Origin of the sequence: Methanosarcina hadiensis, from assembly GCF_046529725.1 — an archaeon.
In the GTDB taxonomy this organism is placed as follows: Archaea; Halobacteriota; Methanosarcinia; order Methanosarcinales; family Methanosarcinaceae; genus Methanosarcina; species Methanosarcina hadiensis.
This window is the reverse complement of the sequence record NZ_CP136241.1, coordinates 70,941-86,982: the sequence shown is the minus strand read 5'-3', so window position 1 is coordinate 86,982 and position 16,042 is coordinate 70,941. Positions and strand designations below refer to the sequence as shown.

The 16,042-nt window shown below is 42.8% G+C and carries 13 protein-coding genes and 1 tRNA gene; 7 read left to right on the top strand and 7 right to left on the bottom strand.

Annotation, left to right across the window (positions count from 1 at the left end; genetic code table 11):
• The first annotated feature begins 113 nt into the window (after window positions 1–113).
• The gene (locus RSJ42_RS00400) at window positions 114–521 is read left to right on the top strand and encodes a PaaI family thioesterase (RefSeq protein WP_410508779.1); all 408 of its coding nucleotides are present in this window, start codon (window positions 114–116) and stop codon (window positions 519–521) included.
• Window positions 522–722: 201 nt separating this feature from the next.
• Here RSJ42_RS00400 and RSJ42_RS00395 read toward each other — a convergent pair.
• Window positions 723–794, bottom strand: a tRNA-Gly gene (locus RSJ42_RS00395).
• 230 nt (window positions 795–1,024) lie between these two features.
• Between RSJ42_RS00395 and RSJ42_RS00390 the strand changes: the two genes are divergently transcribed.
• The 5 genes from RSJ42_RS00390 to lysA all read left to right on the top strand — a co-directional run bounded on the left by RSJ42_RS00390 (window position 1,025) and on the right by lysA (window position 9,818).
• The gene (locus tag RSJ42_RS00390; protein ID WP_410508778.1) at window positions 1,025–2,767 is read left to right on the top strand and encodes an ATP-dependent DNA ligase; all 1,743 of its coding nucleotides are present in this window, start codon (window positions 1,025–1,027) and stop codon (window positions 2,765–2,767) included.
• A gap of 67 nt (window positions 2,768–2,834) precedes the next feature.
• Window positions 2,835–4,610, top strand: a complete 1,776-nt coding sequence (polX, locus tag RSJ42_RS00385; RefSeq protein WP_410508777.1) for a DNA polymerase/3'-5' exonuclease PolX — start codon at window positions 2,835–2,837, stop codon at window positions 4,608–4,610.
• Between the two features lie 658 nt (window positions 4,611–5,268).
• A complete protein-coding gene (locus RSJ42_RS00380; RefSeq protein ID WP_410508776.1) occupies window positions 5,269–6,588 on the top strand; it encodes an anaerobic sulfatase maturase in 1,320 nt (439 codons plus the stop codon).
• 164 nt (window positions 6,589–6,752) lie between these two features.
• A complete protein-coding gene (locus RSJ42_RS00375) occupies window positions 6,753–8,291 on the top strand; it encodes an arylsulfatase (RefSeq protein WP_410508775.1) in 1,539 nt (512 codons plus the stop codon).
• Window positions 8,292–8,555: 264 nt separating this feature from the next.
• A complete protein-coding gene (lysA, locus tag RSJ42_RS00370; protein WP_410508774.1) occupies window positions 8,556–9,818 on the top strand; it encodes a diaminopimelate decarboxylase in 1,263 nt (420 codons plus the stop codon).
• Between the two features lie 276 nt (window positions 9,819–10,094).
• Here the strand turns inward: lysA and RSJ42_RS00365 are convergent, their stop codons facing one another.
• Together RSJ42_RS00365 and RSJ42_RS00360 are read right to left on the bottom strand one after the other, a co-directional pair.
• Window positions 10,095–11,525: a transposase gene (locus RSJ42_RS00365; RefSeq protein WP_410508773.1), complete on the bottom strand. Its 1,431-nt coding sequence runs from the start codon at window positions 11,523–11,525 to the stop codon at window positions 10,095–10,097.
• Window positions 11,526–11,601: 76 nt separating this feature from the next.
• The gene (locus tag RSJ42_RS00360) at window positions 11,602–12,156 is read right to left on the bottom strand and encodes a ferredoxin domain-containing protein (protein ID WP_410508772.1); all 555 of its coding nucleotides are present in this window, start codon (window positions 12,154–12,156) and stop codon (window positions 11,602–11,604) included.
• Between the two features lie 144 nt (window positions 12,157–12,300).
• On the opposite strand from RSJ42_RS00360, the gene RSJ42_RS00355 reads away from it, so the two are divergent.
• Complete coding sequence (locus RSJ42_RS00355) at window positions 12,301–12,639, top strand: winged helix-turn-helix domain-containing protein (protein WP_410508771.1); 339 nt, start codon at window positions 12,301–12,303, stop codon at window positions 12,637–12,639.
• Window positions 12,640–12,664: 25 nt separating this feature from the next.
• Here the strand turns inward: RSJ42_RS00355 and RSJ42_RS00350 are convergent, their stop codons facing one another.
• From RSJ42_RS00350 to RSJ42_RS00335, 4 genes are all read right to left on the bottom strand, one after another.
• Window positions 12,665–13,222 carry an ATP-binding protein gene (locus RSJ42_RS00350; RefSeq protein ID WP_410510271.1) on the bottom strand — a complete coding sequence of 186 codons (558 nt, stop codon included), beginning with the start codon at window positions 13,220–13,222 and terminating at the stop codon, window positions 12,665–12,667.
• Window positions 13,223–13,290: 68 nt separating this feature from the next.
• The gene (locus RSJ42_RS00345) at window positions 13,291–13,923 is read right to left on the bottom strand and encodes an ATP-binding protein (protein ID WP_410508770.1); all 633 of its coding nucleotides are present in this window, start codon (window positions 13,921–13,923) and stop codon (window positions 13,291–13,293) included.
• Between the two features lie 299 nt (window positions 13,924–14,222).
• Window positions 14,223–15,383 carry an O-phospho-L-seryl-tRNA:Cys-tRNA synthase gene (gene pscS / locus RSJ42_RS00340; protein WP_410508769.1) on the bottom strand — a complete coding sequence of 387 codons (1,161 nt, stop codon included), beginning with the start codon at window positions 15,381–15,383 and terminating at the stop codon, window positions 14,223–14,225.
• 298 nt (window positions 15,384–15,681) lie between these two features.
• Window positions 15,682–15,960 (bottom strand): DNA-directed RNA polymerase subunit L, encoded by a 279-nt coding sequence (locus RSJ42_RS00335; protein WP_410508768.1) that lies wholly within the window; start codon window positions 15,958–15,960, stop codon window positions 15,682–15,684.
• Between the last annotated feature and the right edge of the window lie 82 nt (window positions 15,961–16,042).

Sequence of the window (16,042 nt, the reverse complement as noted above, 5' to 3'; positions counted from 1 at the left end):
AAAGAAAAGGAGCCTGCAATCACAATACTGAAGGCATAAATTTAATTAAAAATATCGCAAATGAGAAGTAACTTTACTAACGTGATTTTACCTATAATTAAAGGAGCAGTTCTATGGAAGACCTCATACGTTTTTTTAAAAAAGATAAATTCGCTGTACATTCAGGAATCGAATTGCTGGAAGCTACTCCAGGCTATGCAAAAGCCAGAATGAAAATAGAAGAAAGACACCTCAACGCATTAGGGGCAGTGCAGGGAGGGGCGTTGTTTACCCTTGCAGACCTTGCTTTTGCTGCTGCCTCAAACGCATACGGAATCGCTGCGGTCGGGATCAATTCAAACATTTCTTTTGTAAAAGCTGCAACAAAAGGGACTCTGACAGCCGAAGCGAAGGAAACATCAATAAACCCCAAGATTGCCACATACACCGTGAATGTTACTGATGACGAAGGAGACCTTGTAGCAATATTTATGGGAATGGTTTACAGAAAGAAATTTACACTTGCTTTTTCTGAGGCTTAAGCTTCAGAAATTAAAACTATATGGTAAATTGCAGTCATAACAAATGGACAGTGAAAAAATAAGATAAATGATGTTTAAAACGACATTATAACAAAATTAAATAAAATTAAGACAAAACTAAAAAAGACTAAACAAAACTAAAAAAGACTAAACAAAACTAAAATATCTGCTTCTTCGAAAACCAGAGCAAAAAACCTGGGATGCGACTGCCGGGATTCGAACCCGGGTTCTAAGCTTGGGAAGCTCAGGTCATAGCCACTAAACCACAGTCGCACACAGTCTTAAAACTGTTGTGTATTCTTCTCATGCATCTTTTAGATATTAAAGTTTTCGGTGACTGTAAAAAAATGTCGGAGAGAACTGGTTACCCTCTACCGAAATAGGAGGTCTTTTTTAGAAACTTAATGGTGCAAAGCGATAAAGACCGGGGTGAGGAATAGTTATTGTAGAGGATTTTAATCGGTTATTATAGAGGATTAACCGGCTTTTTCGGAGAAGGGACAATGGCGAGGTTTATAGAGCTTGCAGAGCTCTTTGGGGAGCTTGAAAAAATTACGTCCCATAAAGAAATCGTAAGGATGATTTCGGAGTTTTTTCGGGGGCTCAAAGGGGATGAGGTAAAGGATAGCGCTTATCTTTTTCTTGGGAGCATAGGACCTGCCTTTGAGAACACAACACTGGGAATTAAGGACAGGCTCGCCGTAAGAGCCATTGCAGAAGCCTACGGAGTTTCCGAAGGAGAGGTCAAAAAGAGGTATGCCAGAACAGGAGACCTTGGAGATGTTGCTTTTGAGTTAAGTAAAAAAATGGAGATTTCCCTGACCATCGAAGACGTTTTTCAGAGGCTTGTGCAGATAAAAAAAGTTTCAGGGAAGGGCAGCCAGGAAGAAAAAACAGGGCTTTTTTCGGACATCCTGCAGAAAGCCACACCTGAAGAAGCGAAATATATAGTGCGACTTGTACTCGGAAGGCTCAGGCTGGGATTTGGGGACCAGTTTTTGCTCGAAGCTTTCTCTATTGCCTTTACAGGAGATAAAAAGAATGCAGTAAAAATAAAGGAAAGCTACAGTGTCTGTACGGATATGGGCGAACTAGCAAAAGCCCTTTCGGAGCAGGGAACAGGGGCTCTGAATTTCATTTCCATAAAACCGGGAAGACCTGTAAAATCGATGCTTTCCCAGCGTGTTGAAAGCTTTGAAGAGCTTGAGAAAAGGGTTCAGGGAAAAAAAGCAGCCGAAGAGAAGTATGATGGAGAAAGAATACAGGTGCACAAAACCGGAGAGGAAATTAAAGCTTTTTCCCGCAGGCTTGAAGATATTACTTCCCAGTACCCTGATATCATTGAAGCAGTCAGGGAAAGCGTTCTTGCCAAAGAAATTGTGCTTGACGGGGAAATAGTTGCATATGCCGAAGTGGAAAAAGACGGTACCCGGATAGAAGAATTTTATCCGTTTCAAAATCTTATGCAGAGGCGCAGAAAATATGAGATTGAAAAATACAGGGAAAAATGCCCGGTCGCAGTTTTCTTTTTTGATATACTTTACCTGAATGGGGAATCCATTTTAAAGAAATCTTACCTTGAAAGAAGAGCACTGCTTGAAATGAATGTTGTTGAGAAGGGAATAATTCATCTGGCAAATAGAATTGTTACGGAAAGTATTGAGGAAATTGAAGACTTTTTTAATGAGACTGTAATAAAGGGGCTTGAAGGGATTGTGGTTAAATCTACGAGCAGCAATTCCGTTTACGAAGCCGGGAAAAGGAGCTGGTTCTGGTTCAAATGGAAGCAGGAATATTCGGAAGGCATGAGAGAAACCTTTGATCTCGTGATCGTTGGGAGCTATTATGGAAAAGGGAGAAGGAAAGGATCATTTGGAGCCCTTCTCTGTGCGGTCCTGAATGAAGAGGAACAGCGGTTTGAGACTTTGACAAAAGTAGGTACTGGTTTTACTGATGCTGATGCGGAAGAAATAAACCGCCTGATTTCAGCTCATATCGTGAACGAGATTCCAAAAAATGTATCCATAAGAAAAGGAATGCTTCCTGATATCTTTATAGAACCCGCAATAGTTATTGAAGTCCTTGGATCGGAAATTACTAACAGTCCCGGGCATACGGCAGGAGAAGGAAAAGAGGAAACAGGGCTCGCACTGCGTTTTCCCCGCTTTCTGCGAATAAGGTACGACAAAACTCCCTATGATGCTATGACGGTTAAGGAAGTAAGGGACCTTAAAAACGGAGCCTGAGATCTGACAGGATAACAGAAAGAGAAATAGAGTTTGAAGAAAGTATTGAGATCGGACAGGAAAAATATTGAAAGGGGTTGGGGAGCCATTGAGAAACCGTGAAATTTCTGAGTTGCTGTATGAAACTGCTGATATTATGGAATTTCAGCAAATAGAGTGGAAGCCGAGAGCCTACAGGCGTGCAGCTCAGAATATAGAAAACTTTGGAGAAGATATTGAGAAAGTCTACGAGAAAAAAGGAAAAAAAGGGCTGACAAAGATTCCGGGAGTAGGCGAGTCCATTGCCGACCATATAGCCGAATACCTGGAAACAGGAAAAGTGGAAAAGTTTGAAGAGCTGAAAGGAAGAGCTCCTTCAGGCACTACCGAACTGATGGAGATCAGGGGGCTTGGAGCAAAAACGATGAAAAAGCTTGCCGATGCCCTTGAAATAAAAACCATATCAGACCTGAAAGATGCGGTTAACACTCACAGGATCAGGAGACTTGAAGGATTCGGAGAGAAAAGCGAGGGAAATATCGCCAGAGCGATTGAAAACTACGAAAAAAGCCATTCCAGAATCCCTCTTGGAAAAGCACTCCCGCTTGCCGAAGAAATCATATCTGCCCTGAAGGCTGAACTGAGGATCAGGACTCCTGAGATTGACCTCTCAAAGATTATCTATACTGGCTCCCTGCGCAGGCTGAAAGAAACTATAGGAGACATTGACATCCTTGCAGAAGCGGATAAAGTAAATGCAGGGAAAATGATGAATGCTTTTGTTTACCTTCCCGAAGTGGGACAGGTTGTCTCAAAAGGCAAAACAAAAAGCAGCGTAATCCTTAAAGAAGGATTTGGAATAGACCTGAGAATAGTCCCGCCTGAAAGTTACGGGGCGGCTCTTCAGTATTTTACGGGCTCAAAAGAACATAACATAGAACTGAGGAATATTGCCCTCAGAGAGGATTACAAGCTTTCAGAATACGGACTTTATTCTAAAAACTCAGGAGAACAGGTTGCAGGCAAAAGTGAAGAAGAAATATACAGGAAACTCGGGCTTGAGTATATCGAGCCTGAACTGAGGGAAAACAGGGGAGAACTCAAGGCTGCGGCAAAAAATGCCCTCCCAAAGCTTGTGGATGCAGGAGACCTCAGAGGAGACCTGCACATGCATACAAAGTACAGTGAAGGGGCAGAAAGCCTTGAAACAATGGTAGAAAAAGCCGAATCTATGAGATACGAATATATTGCAGTCACAGATCATTCGCGCTCTCAGAGGATTGCAAACGGGATGGAAATAGAAACTATGAAAGAGCAATGGGAAGAAATCGAGAAGTTGTCAAAAAGCTTCAGAATAAAGATCCTTAGAGGCTCGGAAGTTGAGATTCTTAAAGACGGAAGCCTTGACTATCCCGATGAAATCCTTAAAGAGCTGGATATTGTGGTCGGAGCTGTTCATTCGGGCTTTGCATCATCGGAAAGAGAGATGACAGGAAGAATTGTTACTGCTCTTGAAAACAAATACCTTGACATACTTGCCCACCCTTCAGGCAGGCTTCTTGGAAAAAGAGAAGCTTATGCGGTTAATTTCGGGAAAGTGTTCGAGGCGGCAGCGGCAAACGGGAAAGTTATGGAGATAAACTGCCAGCCTTCAAGGCTTGACCTTAGTGACGAGCTTATCTTCAGGGCAAAGGACTATGGGCTGAAATTCTGCATTTCAACGGACAGCCATTCCGTACCGGACCTTGCTTCCATGCGCTACGGGCTCGGACAGGCAAGAAGGGGATGGCTTGAAAAAGAAGATATTGTGAATACCTACCCGTACTCCAGGCTTAAGGAGGTTTTCAAGAAGCTCAGGGATTGAAAAAGAATGATCGAATTTATGTGATCTTTCTGCTTCAAACGAGTTATTTTGTATTAAATAAAGAAGTATAGTCAATCATGAAGATAAACATCAAAGCTCTAAGATAAATGCTAAAAGAGCCTTATTTGCCCGAGCTTTTCTAAAAAGAACAATTTAAAAGCTTAAATCACAATTAAATCCCTGATAAAACTTTGTTTCTATCTTTAGTTTCATAAAAGATATATTTTCTTTCATAAATAATATTACGCTGGTAGAAGATTAGATCTCACATAAAGAAGGAGAAAGATGCAGGAGAGGCAGCAATTCCTGGTTTAATTTTGGCAATAGTCTTGATGCCATTCAAAATCCTGACAGTTGAAGGTGCATTAAGCAAAGCTTTCTTGGGAATGATATCCAGATTTTTTCTGTGCTTTATTCTTAAGCATGGCCATAGGCGTAGCAACAGGTTTCATTTAGCAGGTAATTGACAGCAGCCTGAGAATCTTCTATTCTGCATTCTCCGGGCAGGGGCATTCAAAGAAACCTGACGTGATGACAGACATGCAGGCCTCAGTAATTGAAGAAGAATAGGAAATGAATGCTGAATAAAATAAAAAGTGATGCATAGACTTTTTCCAGCCTACAGGAAAGTCTATTTTACTCAGGGAGAAAGTTCTGAATGACAATACAAAACCGCCTTCCTCATCGCATTCATGTTCTGGCAAAGCCAGCAGGGGCTATCTGTAACCTGGCCTGCACATATTGTTTTTTTCTTGAAAAGGAACTGCTATATCCGGGAAGCAGGTTCCGAATGTCAGATGAAATACTGGAAAACTATATCAGGCAGCTCATCGCAGCCCACAGCAGTCCGCAGGTGACCGTTGCCTGGCAGGGAGGTGAACCCACGCTTATGGGCATCGACTTTTACAGGCGTACAATTGAGCTGCAAGAAAAATACAGAAAACCAGGCATGACTTTTGAAAATACGATGCAGACAAACGGTACGCTGCTGGACGACGAATGGTGCCGGTTCTTTAAGGAAAACAACTTTCTAATAGGGATCAGCATCGACGGCCCGCGTGAACTGCACGACACACACCGTGTGGACAAAAAAGGGGAGGGAAGCTTCGATAGGGTCATGAAGGGGCTTCGCCTGCTGCAGAAACACGAAGTAGAGTATAACGTCCTGACAACGGTTAACCGCACTAACGCCGATTATCCGCTGGAAGTCTACCGCTTCCTGGGGGATGAAGCAGGGACAGACTGGATTCAGTTTATTCCGGTTGTTGAAAGGATCAACGAGGGAGGACGTACCCTTTACCAGCAAGGGGATAGGGTCTCTGAACGTTCCGTGCAGCCCGAGCAGTTTGGAAGTTTCCTGAGCCGCATTTTCGACGAATGGGTAAGAAATGATGTGGGAAGAATATTCGTGCAGACTTTTGAGGCATCTGCTCGTAGATGGCTGGGGCTGCCTTCAGGAATGTGCGTTTTTGAGGAAACATGCGGGACCGGGCTCGCTCTTGAGCATAACGGAGACCTCTACTCCTGCGACCATTTTGTAGAACCTGATTACCTGCTGGGCAATATCATGGAAAATGAACTGGGAGTGCTTGCTGCTTCGGAAAAGCAATACAGGTTCGGGCAGGATAAACGCGACACTCTACCGCAGGTATGCCGGGAATGTGAGGTATTCTTTGCCTGCAGGGGAGAATGCCCTAAAAACCGCTTCCTGATCACCTCTGAAGGAGAATCCGGCCTGAATTACCTGTGCAAAGGCTGGAAAGCTTTCTTCCAGCATATCGATTTTCCTATGCAAATAATGGCAGGCTTGATGCGCAGGGGTTACCCGGCATCAGAGGTGATGAAGATTCTGACTCTGGATGACGCTTTTCAAAAGGTAGGGCGTAACGAACTCTGCCCCTGCGGCAGCGGGCTCAAATTTAAACGCTGTCACGGACGCAAGGATGCCAGGATAAAGAAAGAGGGAATGGGCAGGTAATTCACATTGATCCACAAATTCGAAGAAGCTACGGAAAAAAACGGCACCATTAACGTGAAATCCAGTATCCGGTAAGGGAGAATCTTGCAAGGAAAAGGAACCAAAAATACATCAGCGCGGGTAATTTTGATAATCTGTAATCATTATAAAAAGGAGAATAAACAATGGGAGAAAAGAGACCAAATATTCTGGTCATCTGGGGAGATGACATAGGTATCAGCAATCTCAGCTGCTACAGTGATGGATTGATGGGATACAGGACACCTAACATAGACCGCATAGCTAACGAAGGCATGAGGTTCACAGACTCCTATGGAGAACAGAGCTGTACAGCCGGGCGTGCAGCATTTATTACTGGCCAGAGCCCTTTCAGGACAGGACTGAGCAAAGTAGGTCTGCCTGGGGCAAAGACAGGATTACAGCACGAAGACCCTACCATTGCCGAACTTCTGAAAGCCCAGGGTTATGCTACAGGCCAGTTCGGCAAGAACCACTTTGGAGATCGGAACGAGTACCTGCCTACAGTTCATGGTTTTGATGAATTTTTTGGAAATCTCTACCACCTGAACGCAGAGGAAGAGCCGGAACTTCCTGACTATCCCCCTGAAGAGGACTTTCCGCTTTTCAGAGAACGGTTTGGTCCGAGGGGAGTGATGCATTCGTGGGCCACTGATGAAGACGACCCTACTGAGGACCCGCGCTGGGGCCGTGTGGGCAGGCAAAAGATCGAAGACACAGGTCCGTTGAGCAGGAAACGCATGGAGAAGGTTGACCTTGAGTTCATAGAGGCTGCCATTGATTTCATTAAACGCCAGAAAGAAGAAGGTAAGCCTTTTTTTGTATGGCTCAACACCACATGGATGCATTTCAGAGTGCATGTCCCTGAAGAGATCCGGGGTCAGGCAGGGCGCTGGCAGTCGGAGTATCACGATGCAATGATCGAGCACGACAGGCAGGTTGGCATGATGCTTGACCTGCTTGACGAGCTGGGTATTGCCGAAGATACCATTGTTCTGTACAGCACAGACAACGGACCTCATATGAATTCCTGGCCCGATGCAGCCATGACTCCTTTCCGTTGTGAGAAGAATTCAAACTGGGAAGGTGCTTTCCGCGTTCCTGAAGTCGTGCGCTGGCCGAGCAAAATACCTGCAGGCGTTGTATCCAACGAGATCATAAGTCACATGGACTGGATGCCAACTTTCCTTGCAGCTGCAGGAGTGCCGGACATAGGAGAGAAGCTTAAAAAAGGACACCAGGCAGGCGAGAAGAACTTCAAGGTGCATCTCGATGGTTATAACCTGTTACCTCACCTTACAGGCAAAGAGAAAAAGTCCCCGCGTATTGAATTCTTTTACTTCTCCGATGACGGGGATCTGGTTGCAGCACGGTATGATAACTGGAAACTGGTTTTCATGGAACAGCGTGCTGTCGGGACCCTGCAGGTATGGGCTGAGCCCTTTGTACCTCTGCGTGTTCCAAAGATATTCAATCTCCGAACAGACCCGTATGAGCGCGCAGACATGACCTCCAATACCTACTATGACTGGATGCTTGACCATGCTTTCCTTCTGATACCGGCCCAAAAAATAGTTGGCGACTTTTTGTCGACTTTCATAGAGTTCCCACCGCGCCAGAAGGCAGCCAGCTTTACCATAAACAGGGTGATGGAAAAGCTCCAGGAGGGTATTGGCAGCACCTGAAGGGATAAAGATACATTAAAGTAGTTGTGCGCTGGCTCTTTGAGCCAGTTGGCAACTTTAACACATATTGCATACCCGGAAAGCTATGCAAATGAAATCAGTAAAAATAAGAAGTGATTATGAGTACTTATTCGAAACCATAGTAAATCGAGCTGCTGGATAGAGGAAAAACTAATAAAGGAATAAAAGTTCAAATTGATACAGAACTGATACAGACTAGACATAATTAGATTAAGAAAAAAAATCAGGCAAAAGGTTAAGATAATGGTTTCAAAGGACCTCCCCTTCACAAAAGAAGATATCCTTAAAATAATGGAAAAACACCCCACTCCTTTTCATATCTACGATGAGAAAGCAATTCGGGAAAACGCCAGAAGAATGAAATCCGCCTTTAAGGATGTTCCCGGCTTCAAGGAGTTTTTTGCCGTAAAAGCTCTCCCCAACCCATTCATCCTCAAAATCCTGAAAGAAGAAGGTTTCGGAGCAGACTGCAGTTCCCTGCCTGAGTTGATTCTTGCGGAAAAAGCAGGGATGGCCAGCGATGAAATTATGTTCAGTTCCAATGATACGCCGTCCGAGGAATTTATAAAAGCAAAGGAGCTTGGCGGCTTTATCAACCTTGACGATATCAGCCATATAGATTACCTGGAAAAATATGCAGGACTTCCTGAGATAGTTTGTTTCAGGTATAACCCCGGGCCTTTAAAAGAAGGAAATGCGATCATAGGAAAGCCAGAAGAGGCAAAATATGGCTTTACGCGGGAACAGATGTTTGAAGGGTACAGAGTCCTGAGAGATAAAGGCGTAAAGCGCTTCGGAATGCATACAATGGTTGCTTCGAACGAGCTTAACCCGGATTACTTTGTTGAAACCGCAAGGATCCTTTTCGAACTTATAGTTGAGATCTCAAAGGAACTCGGAATTCATTTTGAGTTCGTAAACCTCGGCGGCGGGATTGGAATTCCTTACAGGCCAGAACAGGAGACGGTCTCCCTTGAAGCTGTGGCAAAAGGCGTAAAAGAGGCTTACGAGGCTACAATTACAGCTAACGGCCTTCCTCCTCTCAGGGTATATCTTGAATGCGGCAGGGTTATCACAGGACCCTATGGCTATCTGGTCTCACAGGTCAGGCACCTCAAAAGCACATACAGGGATTATGTAGGCCTGGATTCCTGCATGGCAAACCTGATGCGGCCGGGAATGTACGGAGCCTACCACCATATAACCGTGCTGGGGAAAGAAAAGGAAGCACCTGCACACAAATACGATGTAACCGGCTCCCTTTGCGAAAATAATGATAAATTCGCAATCGACAGGATGCTCCCCGAGGTAGAAATAGGAGATATCCTGGTAATTCACGACGCGGGCGCGCACGGGCATGCGATGGGCTTCAACTATAACGGAAAACTCCGCTCAGCTGAACTCCTGTTTAGGGAAGACGGAAGCGTAGTTCAGATCCGCAGGGCAGAAACTATAGAGGATTACTTTGCAACCCTTGATTTCGAGAAGTTGAAAAACTTCAGGTAAGAGCTTCCAAAAAATGATAGTCAAAAGGTAAAGGACGGAGAATCCAGATTTTTTAATCCGTCTTTTCTTTTTTCGCAGTTGTTTAATTCTTATTTTTTGTTATTACTGGATTTATTATTCAAATGGTTTTTTAGCACATACAAGGAACTGCTTTTATACTGTCTTTAATTTAACCTCAGTTTGACAGTTTCCACTAATTGATACTTTTTTTCCTTTCTTTTTTGTCCCAACTGGATTTGACGATTCTTTAAAATTTATTAAAATTTATTACATATTCTATATAATTCCATTCCTTTTTGTTACTAATAAGCTATTGATCCTATCAAAATTCGCAAAAATATAGTTTTTAACTCCATTTATCATGAACTTGATTGTAAGTGTCAAATTCTTCAAGCTTTTTTTAATGAATTTTGTAGACGTATGTTTTATCTCCTCAAATTCATATCGCATCAGCGATATGAATAATTGGGCTATAAATCCAAGGATAATAGCTCCATAAATGCTATCGTCTGACCAGACTCTCAACGGCTTAATCTGGATTTCATTTTTCAACGAATGGAATATTTTCTCAATAGAATCCTTTTTTCTGTATGTTATCAATGCATCTTGAAGTGTCAAATCCCTGTTCGATTTCAGACAAAAAAATCCTTCTCTTCCGTTAATCAATGAAGCTTTCAGGAGTTCTATAGCTTCCTCATCACTAAGCTCTTCGAGCTTAGTTCTAAAACAGTAATCAATCTCAATCAACTCATTATTTATTCTGAATTTCTTAGGAAGCTTTTTGTTGTTTACTAAAGCCTTCTGAATCTCTTTTGCTTCCTTTAATTTCTTCAGAACAGCTCTTGCTTTTGCTTCTAACTGTCTTTTCTGTAAAGATTCAGAGAAATAGAAATACTTACTGCTGCTAGGCTTGACGATTTTTATCCCATATATACCTTTTTGGGAATCTATCAGTTCTGCTTTTTCCAGATCAAAGTTCTCGATTATTTTATCGTCACTTGTATTCAGTTTCATGGCAGTGAGATAGTCCATCTCAGCATCCTGTATACTCTTGAGATTATCAGTGGTGTTAGCTCCTTTATCAAAAATAATAAGAGAACCCTTTTTAAGTCTGCTTTTTACCTGGTTATAAGTGTCAGAGAAGTGCTCCAGGTCAAGAACGTTTCCTCGATTCACGGTAACACCAATAGGAATGTTAATGGGATTAGTTAATTCACTGATTCCAACGGTTATCTGCAGCTTATCAGGCCTGTGATCTCTACTATACCCGTATTTACCAAGGTTGGATTTAGTCCCGTAAAGAACTATACTCGTCCAATCAAGGTTTATATTTGTCTCTTCAAAATCGTAGACAGAAAACAGAGAATCAAGAATGTCAGAGAGGATTTCCTCTCTATTACGTCCTAAAAGTTCAAGAGTTCTGTAAAGAACTCTTTCATGAAACCTTTCAAGATTTAAGATATCAAGAATTTCTCCCTGATTTAACCATTTACCAGCTTCTTTGATACTAAAATTCTCAGTTAATTTGTAGCTTAACAATCCAATTAGTAAACTATTGAGATCAAGACCCCTGCTTTTATGTTTGCTAAAAATATCAAAGAAATTAAGCTTTTCATAAAAGAGCTGGACAGCAAGAATTGATCCGATAGGAACACTTATATTCTTGTTAGGAATTGTAGGAAACGCTCTCTGTTTTGTGATGTTCATTTGACCGAATTACACAAAATAGAGAGCACTTATTTTTATCTAACTGTCAAAGTCAGGATTTAATATTAATTTTAACTCAGGGCTTTCTCGTTGATTCCCTGTCAAAGAAGATATTTTTCCCTTTGATGCTGAGCGGAATTCCCATTGCAACGTCTGCATCGATCATCTCAAAATAACAGGCAGCAGCCCCGACAGAATACATAATCCTGTTGTCAATGCAGAGATCCTTTGCTTTTGCAGCAGCAGAGCCCACAGCAATCCCGAGGTCGAGGTATTTGATCATGCAGTGGGGGCCTGAAAACTCTTTCTGCACTTTCTCCTGTTCAAGCATCTTTTTGCAGGTATCAAAGCCACAGGCCCCGCAGTCAAGACCGGCTGCTCCGGAGGCTTTCAAGCCGATAAGGACTATTGCATCCGCATCCCTTACGTTCTTTGCATCCCTGATAAGGAATTTAAGGTCCTTAATCTCGCTCAGTTCTTCCATCCTTTCGGCAAGTTCGGATTTTTCCTCCGAAGAAAAAAGGCAGGTAACAATATCGTCGATCCCCTTACCCTTGGGGGCTGTTCTGGCTGCAGTCAGGATAATATTTGCAAGCGTTTCAATCGATTCGAGTTCAGGGTTCAGCTTCATGAAAGGAAATTGGGAACGATCTTATTTGATCTTATTTGATCTCGTTTGATTTTGTTTATGTTGCAGCCCTGAAAAATGGTATGCAAATTCAGCTTTATTCGCAAACCTATTTGCAGACTTACGCCAATATATTAATGATCAGATATGACTCCCGAAGAAGCTGCAAAAAGGAAAGAAGAATGGGTCTCAAGGATGAAGCGCGAAGGCAGGATGAAAGAAGATATGACCGAAGACCATAAAGCCTGCCTGAATGCCCTTCAAAATCCAGTCCGTAGGAATATCCTCAAAGCCCTTGACAACCGAAGGATGACGTTTGAGGAAATAAAAACTGGGTTTAAACTAACGGATACCCAGGCAAACTATAACCTGTGTACTCTTGAAAGCACCCTCTGTATTGAAAAAGAGGAAGATGAAGGAGTTCAGTACTATGTCCTGACTCCGCGTGGAGAAGGATATGTGGAAAATGTGGAGTTAAAGAAGTAAGAGTAATATTACTCTACCTTTATATTTATTCCAGAAGCCATTTCCAGATGGGTCTAACTATAATTTTTTTGCCCTGAAAGACCTCTTCAAACTCTTCGGACTCAGTCAGGATCAGCCCTTTTTCGAGTCCATAGGCTTCCAGGGCTTCAAGGAGCCCGCCGTATTCCCGCTCCCTGTTACCGGTCAAAGCCATAATTACCTGTATAGCTTCCACAGGTCTCTCATTTTCTGTAACAATAAAATCACACTCCTTCCGAACTTTGTGATAGTAAAGCTCCATATTCCTTCTTTTGAGTTCAAGAAAAACGAGGTTTTCCAGCATTTTTCCCCGATCCCTGGAAAACTTGAAGGATATAAGGTTTATGAAGGCTGAATCAATCGCATAAACCTTTTTAGGGGCATAAATTTGTTTTTTGAGGGAAAAGTCATACTTTGGAATTGTGAAAACCATATAGGAGTTTTCGAGGTAGCCTATGTAGCTCTTGACCGTATTTGCACTTCCCAGACCCAGTATTTTCTGCAATTTGCTGTAATTGATCTCTGAGGCGTAATTTGAAAAAAGGTAGAGAGCAAGCTCCCTCAGGGCATTTTCATCGCCTAGTCCGTAGCGGACAAGGATATCTTTGTAAAGAATGTTTTCATAAAGAGTCTTCAGGAGTTCAGCATTCTCAAAGCGCAGGTACTCAGGGATACCCCCTTTTCCAGATACTCATTGAAAGCCCCCTTAATAAGGCCCCTCTCTTCAGTTAAAGGTTCTTCCGGGGAAGGGATGCCTTTGAATTTAAGGAACTCCAGGAAAGAAAAGGGATAAAGTTCCAGTCCCACATAGCGCCCTGTCAATCTGGTCCCGAGTTCCCGGCTAAGTAAAGAGGAATTAGAACCGGTAATGATGAACTTGAATCCTCTTTCATACATCCTCCGGACGAAGAGCTCCCAGCCTTCAACGTTCTGGATTTCATCAAAGAAAAAAACACTGCTTTTTCCGAACAGCTCAATAAACGTCTCATAAAGAAGATTAAAGTCCTCCGCTCCAAAACCAATCAGGCGTTCATCCTCGAAATTAAAATAGTAAACTGGTTTGTTTCCGTATAAATGATTACGAATCTGCTTAAGAAGAGTACTCTTCCCGGAACGCCTCAGACCAGAGATCACAAGGACGTGAGGGAGTTTCAAAAATTCAGAAACTTTTTTAAGGGCTTCCCATTCAACAAGTCCTTCAGGTCCTTTTGCCTCAAAAACTGCCTTTTGCTCTCGTATGACTTCTTTCAATACCTGCAGATCCATAATATCCTCACGATTAATGAAGATTCATCTTTATAAAACCTCATTTAGAATGAGACTTTAAGTATATATAAGCTCATTCTTAATGAAATGTCTTTCCATCATCTCTGAGAGGACAGAAATTGGAAGAAAAAGGCTGGCTAAAAAAACAGGAAGTAGATAAAGAATGAAAAGTAAAGTAGCCTGAAGTCAAGACATAGAGGTAATATATTAGCCCGGAATTTAAAACTTCAATTGTAGAAGCAAATCCGGGTCTCAAAATACAACCATTAAGAGAACAGCAAAAGTCCTCTTAGCTGATTTTAAACATCCTCATACTTTTTCAGGATATCCTCAAAAGCATCTGCAACAATACCAAGCTTTTCCTTTCCGAGCCCGAAGGTGCTGAGTTTGAAATATTTGGTAAGCCCTGACTTGATGCCGTGGATGTTGCGGCTCTTCAACTCCTTGTAAAGGAAATACCTTCCGTTTTTGACTTTTTCCGAAATTTCGTAGAATCCAGGAGCTTCGAAGAACATAAGGTCGTGAGAATGCGGTCTTTGTCCGCGCTGGATAAAGCCCATGCCTTCAAGCCTTGAAGAGAACCAGCAGGCATTTCCGACTTCCTGGTCCCAGTTCCTAACTCTCTTTACAACTTCCGGGAAAGAAGCCATCAGGGTCATAACCGTTGCTCCACGGGCAGTGCACCCGAGAAGTTCAACTTCTTTTACCTTGTTGTGTGCTGATTTCCTGAATACGACAGGAGCATATTCTTTGCTTACGCCAAGCACCCCTACAGGGCCAGAAGCTGCCATGGATTTATGCCCGCTGCCTACGATAAAATCAGCCCCGATTTCTTTTGCAGATACCGGCATTCTTCCCACGCAGTATGCTCCGTTCAGAAGAAGAGGTACATCGTATTCGTGGCAGACGGATGCAATCTTTTTAGCGTCAGGAACGTTTCCGTAGCTTCCGTCAGGATAAGTAACAAGTGCCAGAGCCGGAGGTTTTCCGCTCTCTTTAATAACTTCTTCGATTGCCCTGCCGTATCCTTCGGGGTCAAGATAATATTCCGGGCTGCCGGCATGCGGCACTGCTTTGATATTCAGGCCGGCCCTTTCGGCTGCGACATAAGAAGAGTAATGGGCAAGCCCGTCAAGCACAATCCAGTCTCCGGGCTTTCCAACGGAATGCATAACAGCAAACTTGGATTCTCTTGCCCCGTTTGTAACCCTTGCTTCATCGCAGCCCAGAAACTCAGGGAGCGCCTGATGTACGAAATCATGGATAGGAGGCTTTTTGATCAGATCGAGAACTCCACCACAGAAGTCACAGACAGAGTAGCCGTCTCCCCATTCGACAAGAGCCTGTTTAGCCGCTTCGGTCAAAAGCCCGCCTGTCTGAAGAGGGTCAATATTTATGCTGCCAAGGGTTTCTCTTTTTATGAAACCATACTTCTGTAAGGATGAGTCATCAAGTGTCATTTTATTTGTACCTCGTAAAAATTGTAAATTCCTGATTTGAAGTGCTAATTTAGCCTGATGCTTCAAAATTGTTTATTTAGCAGGTTCATTTCTATTATATGAATTGAACTGTTTAAAGCCCTGCTCATCCATGATACGCCGAGAATTCATAAAAAAGTATGCCAGAACAACTGAGAGAATATAAAAAGCTGTAGGCTGTAAAAGATGAATGCCTGAACTTCATTTTTCAGAGATTCCTGATAAAAGAGAAAAATTAGCAAAACGCCTTAAAAAGGCGTCCCGCACCTGCGTTTCTAACTCAGGCGTTTGCTGCCTTGCTGAAGACATCGATGAATTCGTCGCATTGAGAAACAATGATTGCTGCCACTTCCTTTAAAACCTGAATCGGGTCTGCGCCATTGGTTTTAAGGTAAAGGACAGGTTCACTGATGCTCACATATTTCATGTCATAGAAAGCTGTTTCAACCCTTTCGTCTTTAATCAGGAGGTCCTTGAGAAGATTAAGAAGGGTATGAGTTTCGCCTCTGAGCTCGACTTCAAGCTCATTGTTTGTTTTGTTAATAATGTTCAGTTCCACTGGTGACCACCTGTAAATGGTGAATAATATAACCGGTTATAAATATTTGCCATAGAATGAATAGTTCGCCGTAATGGCAGAA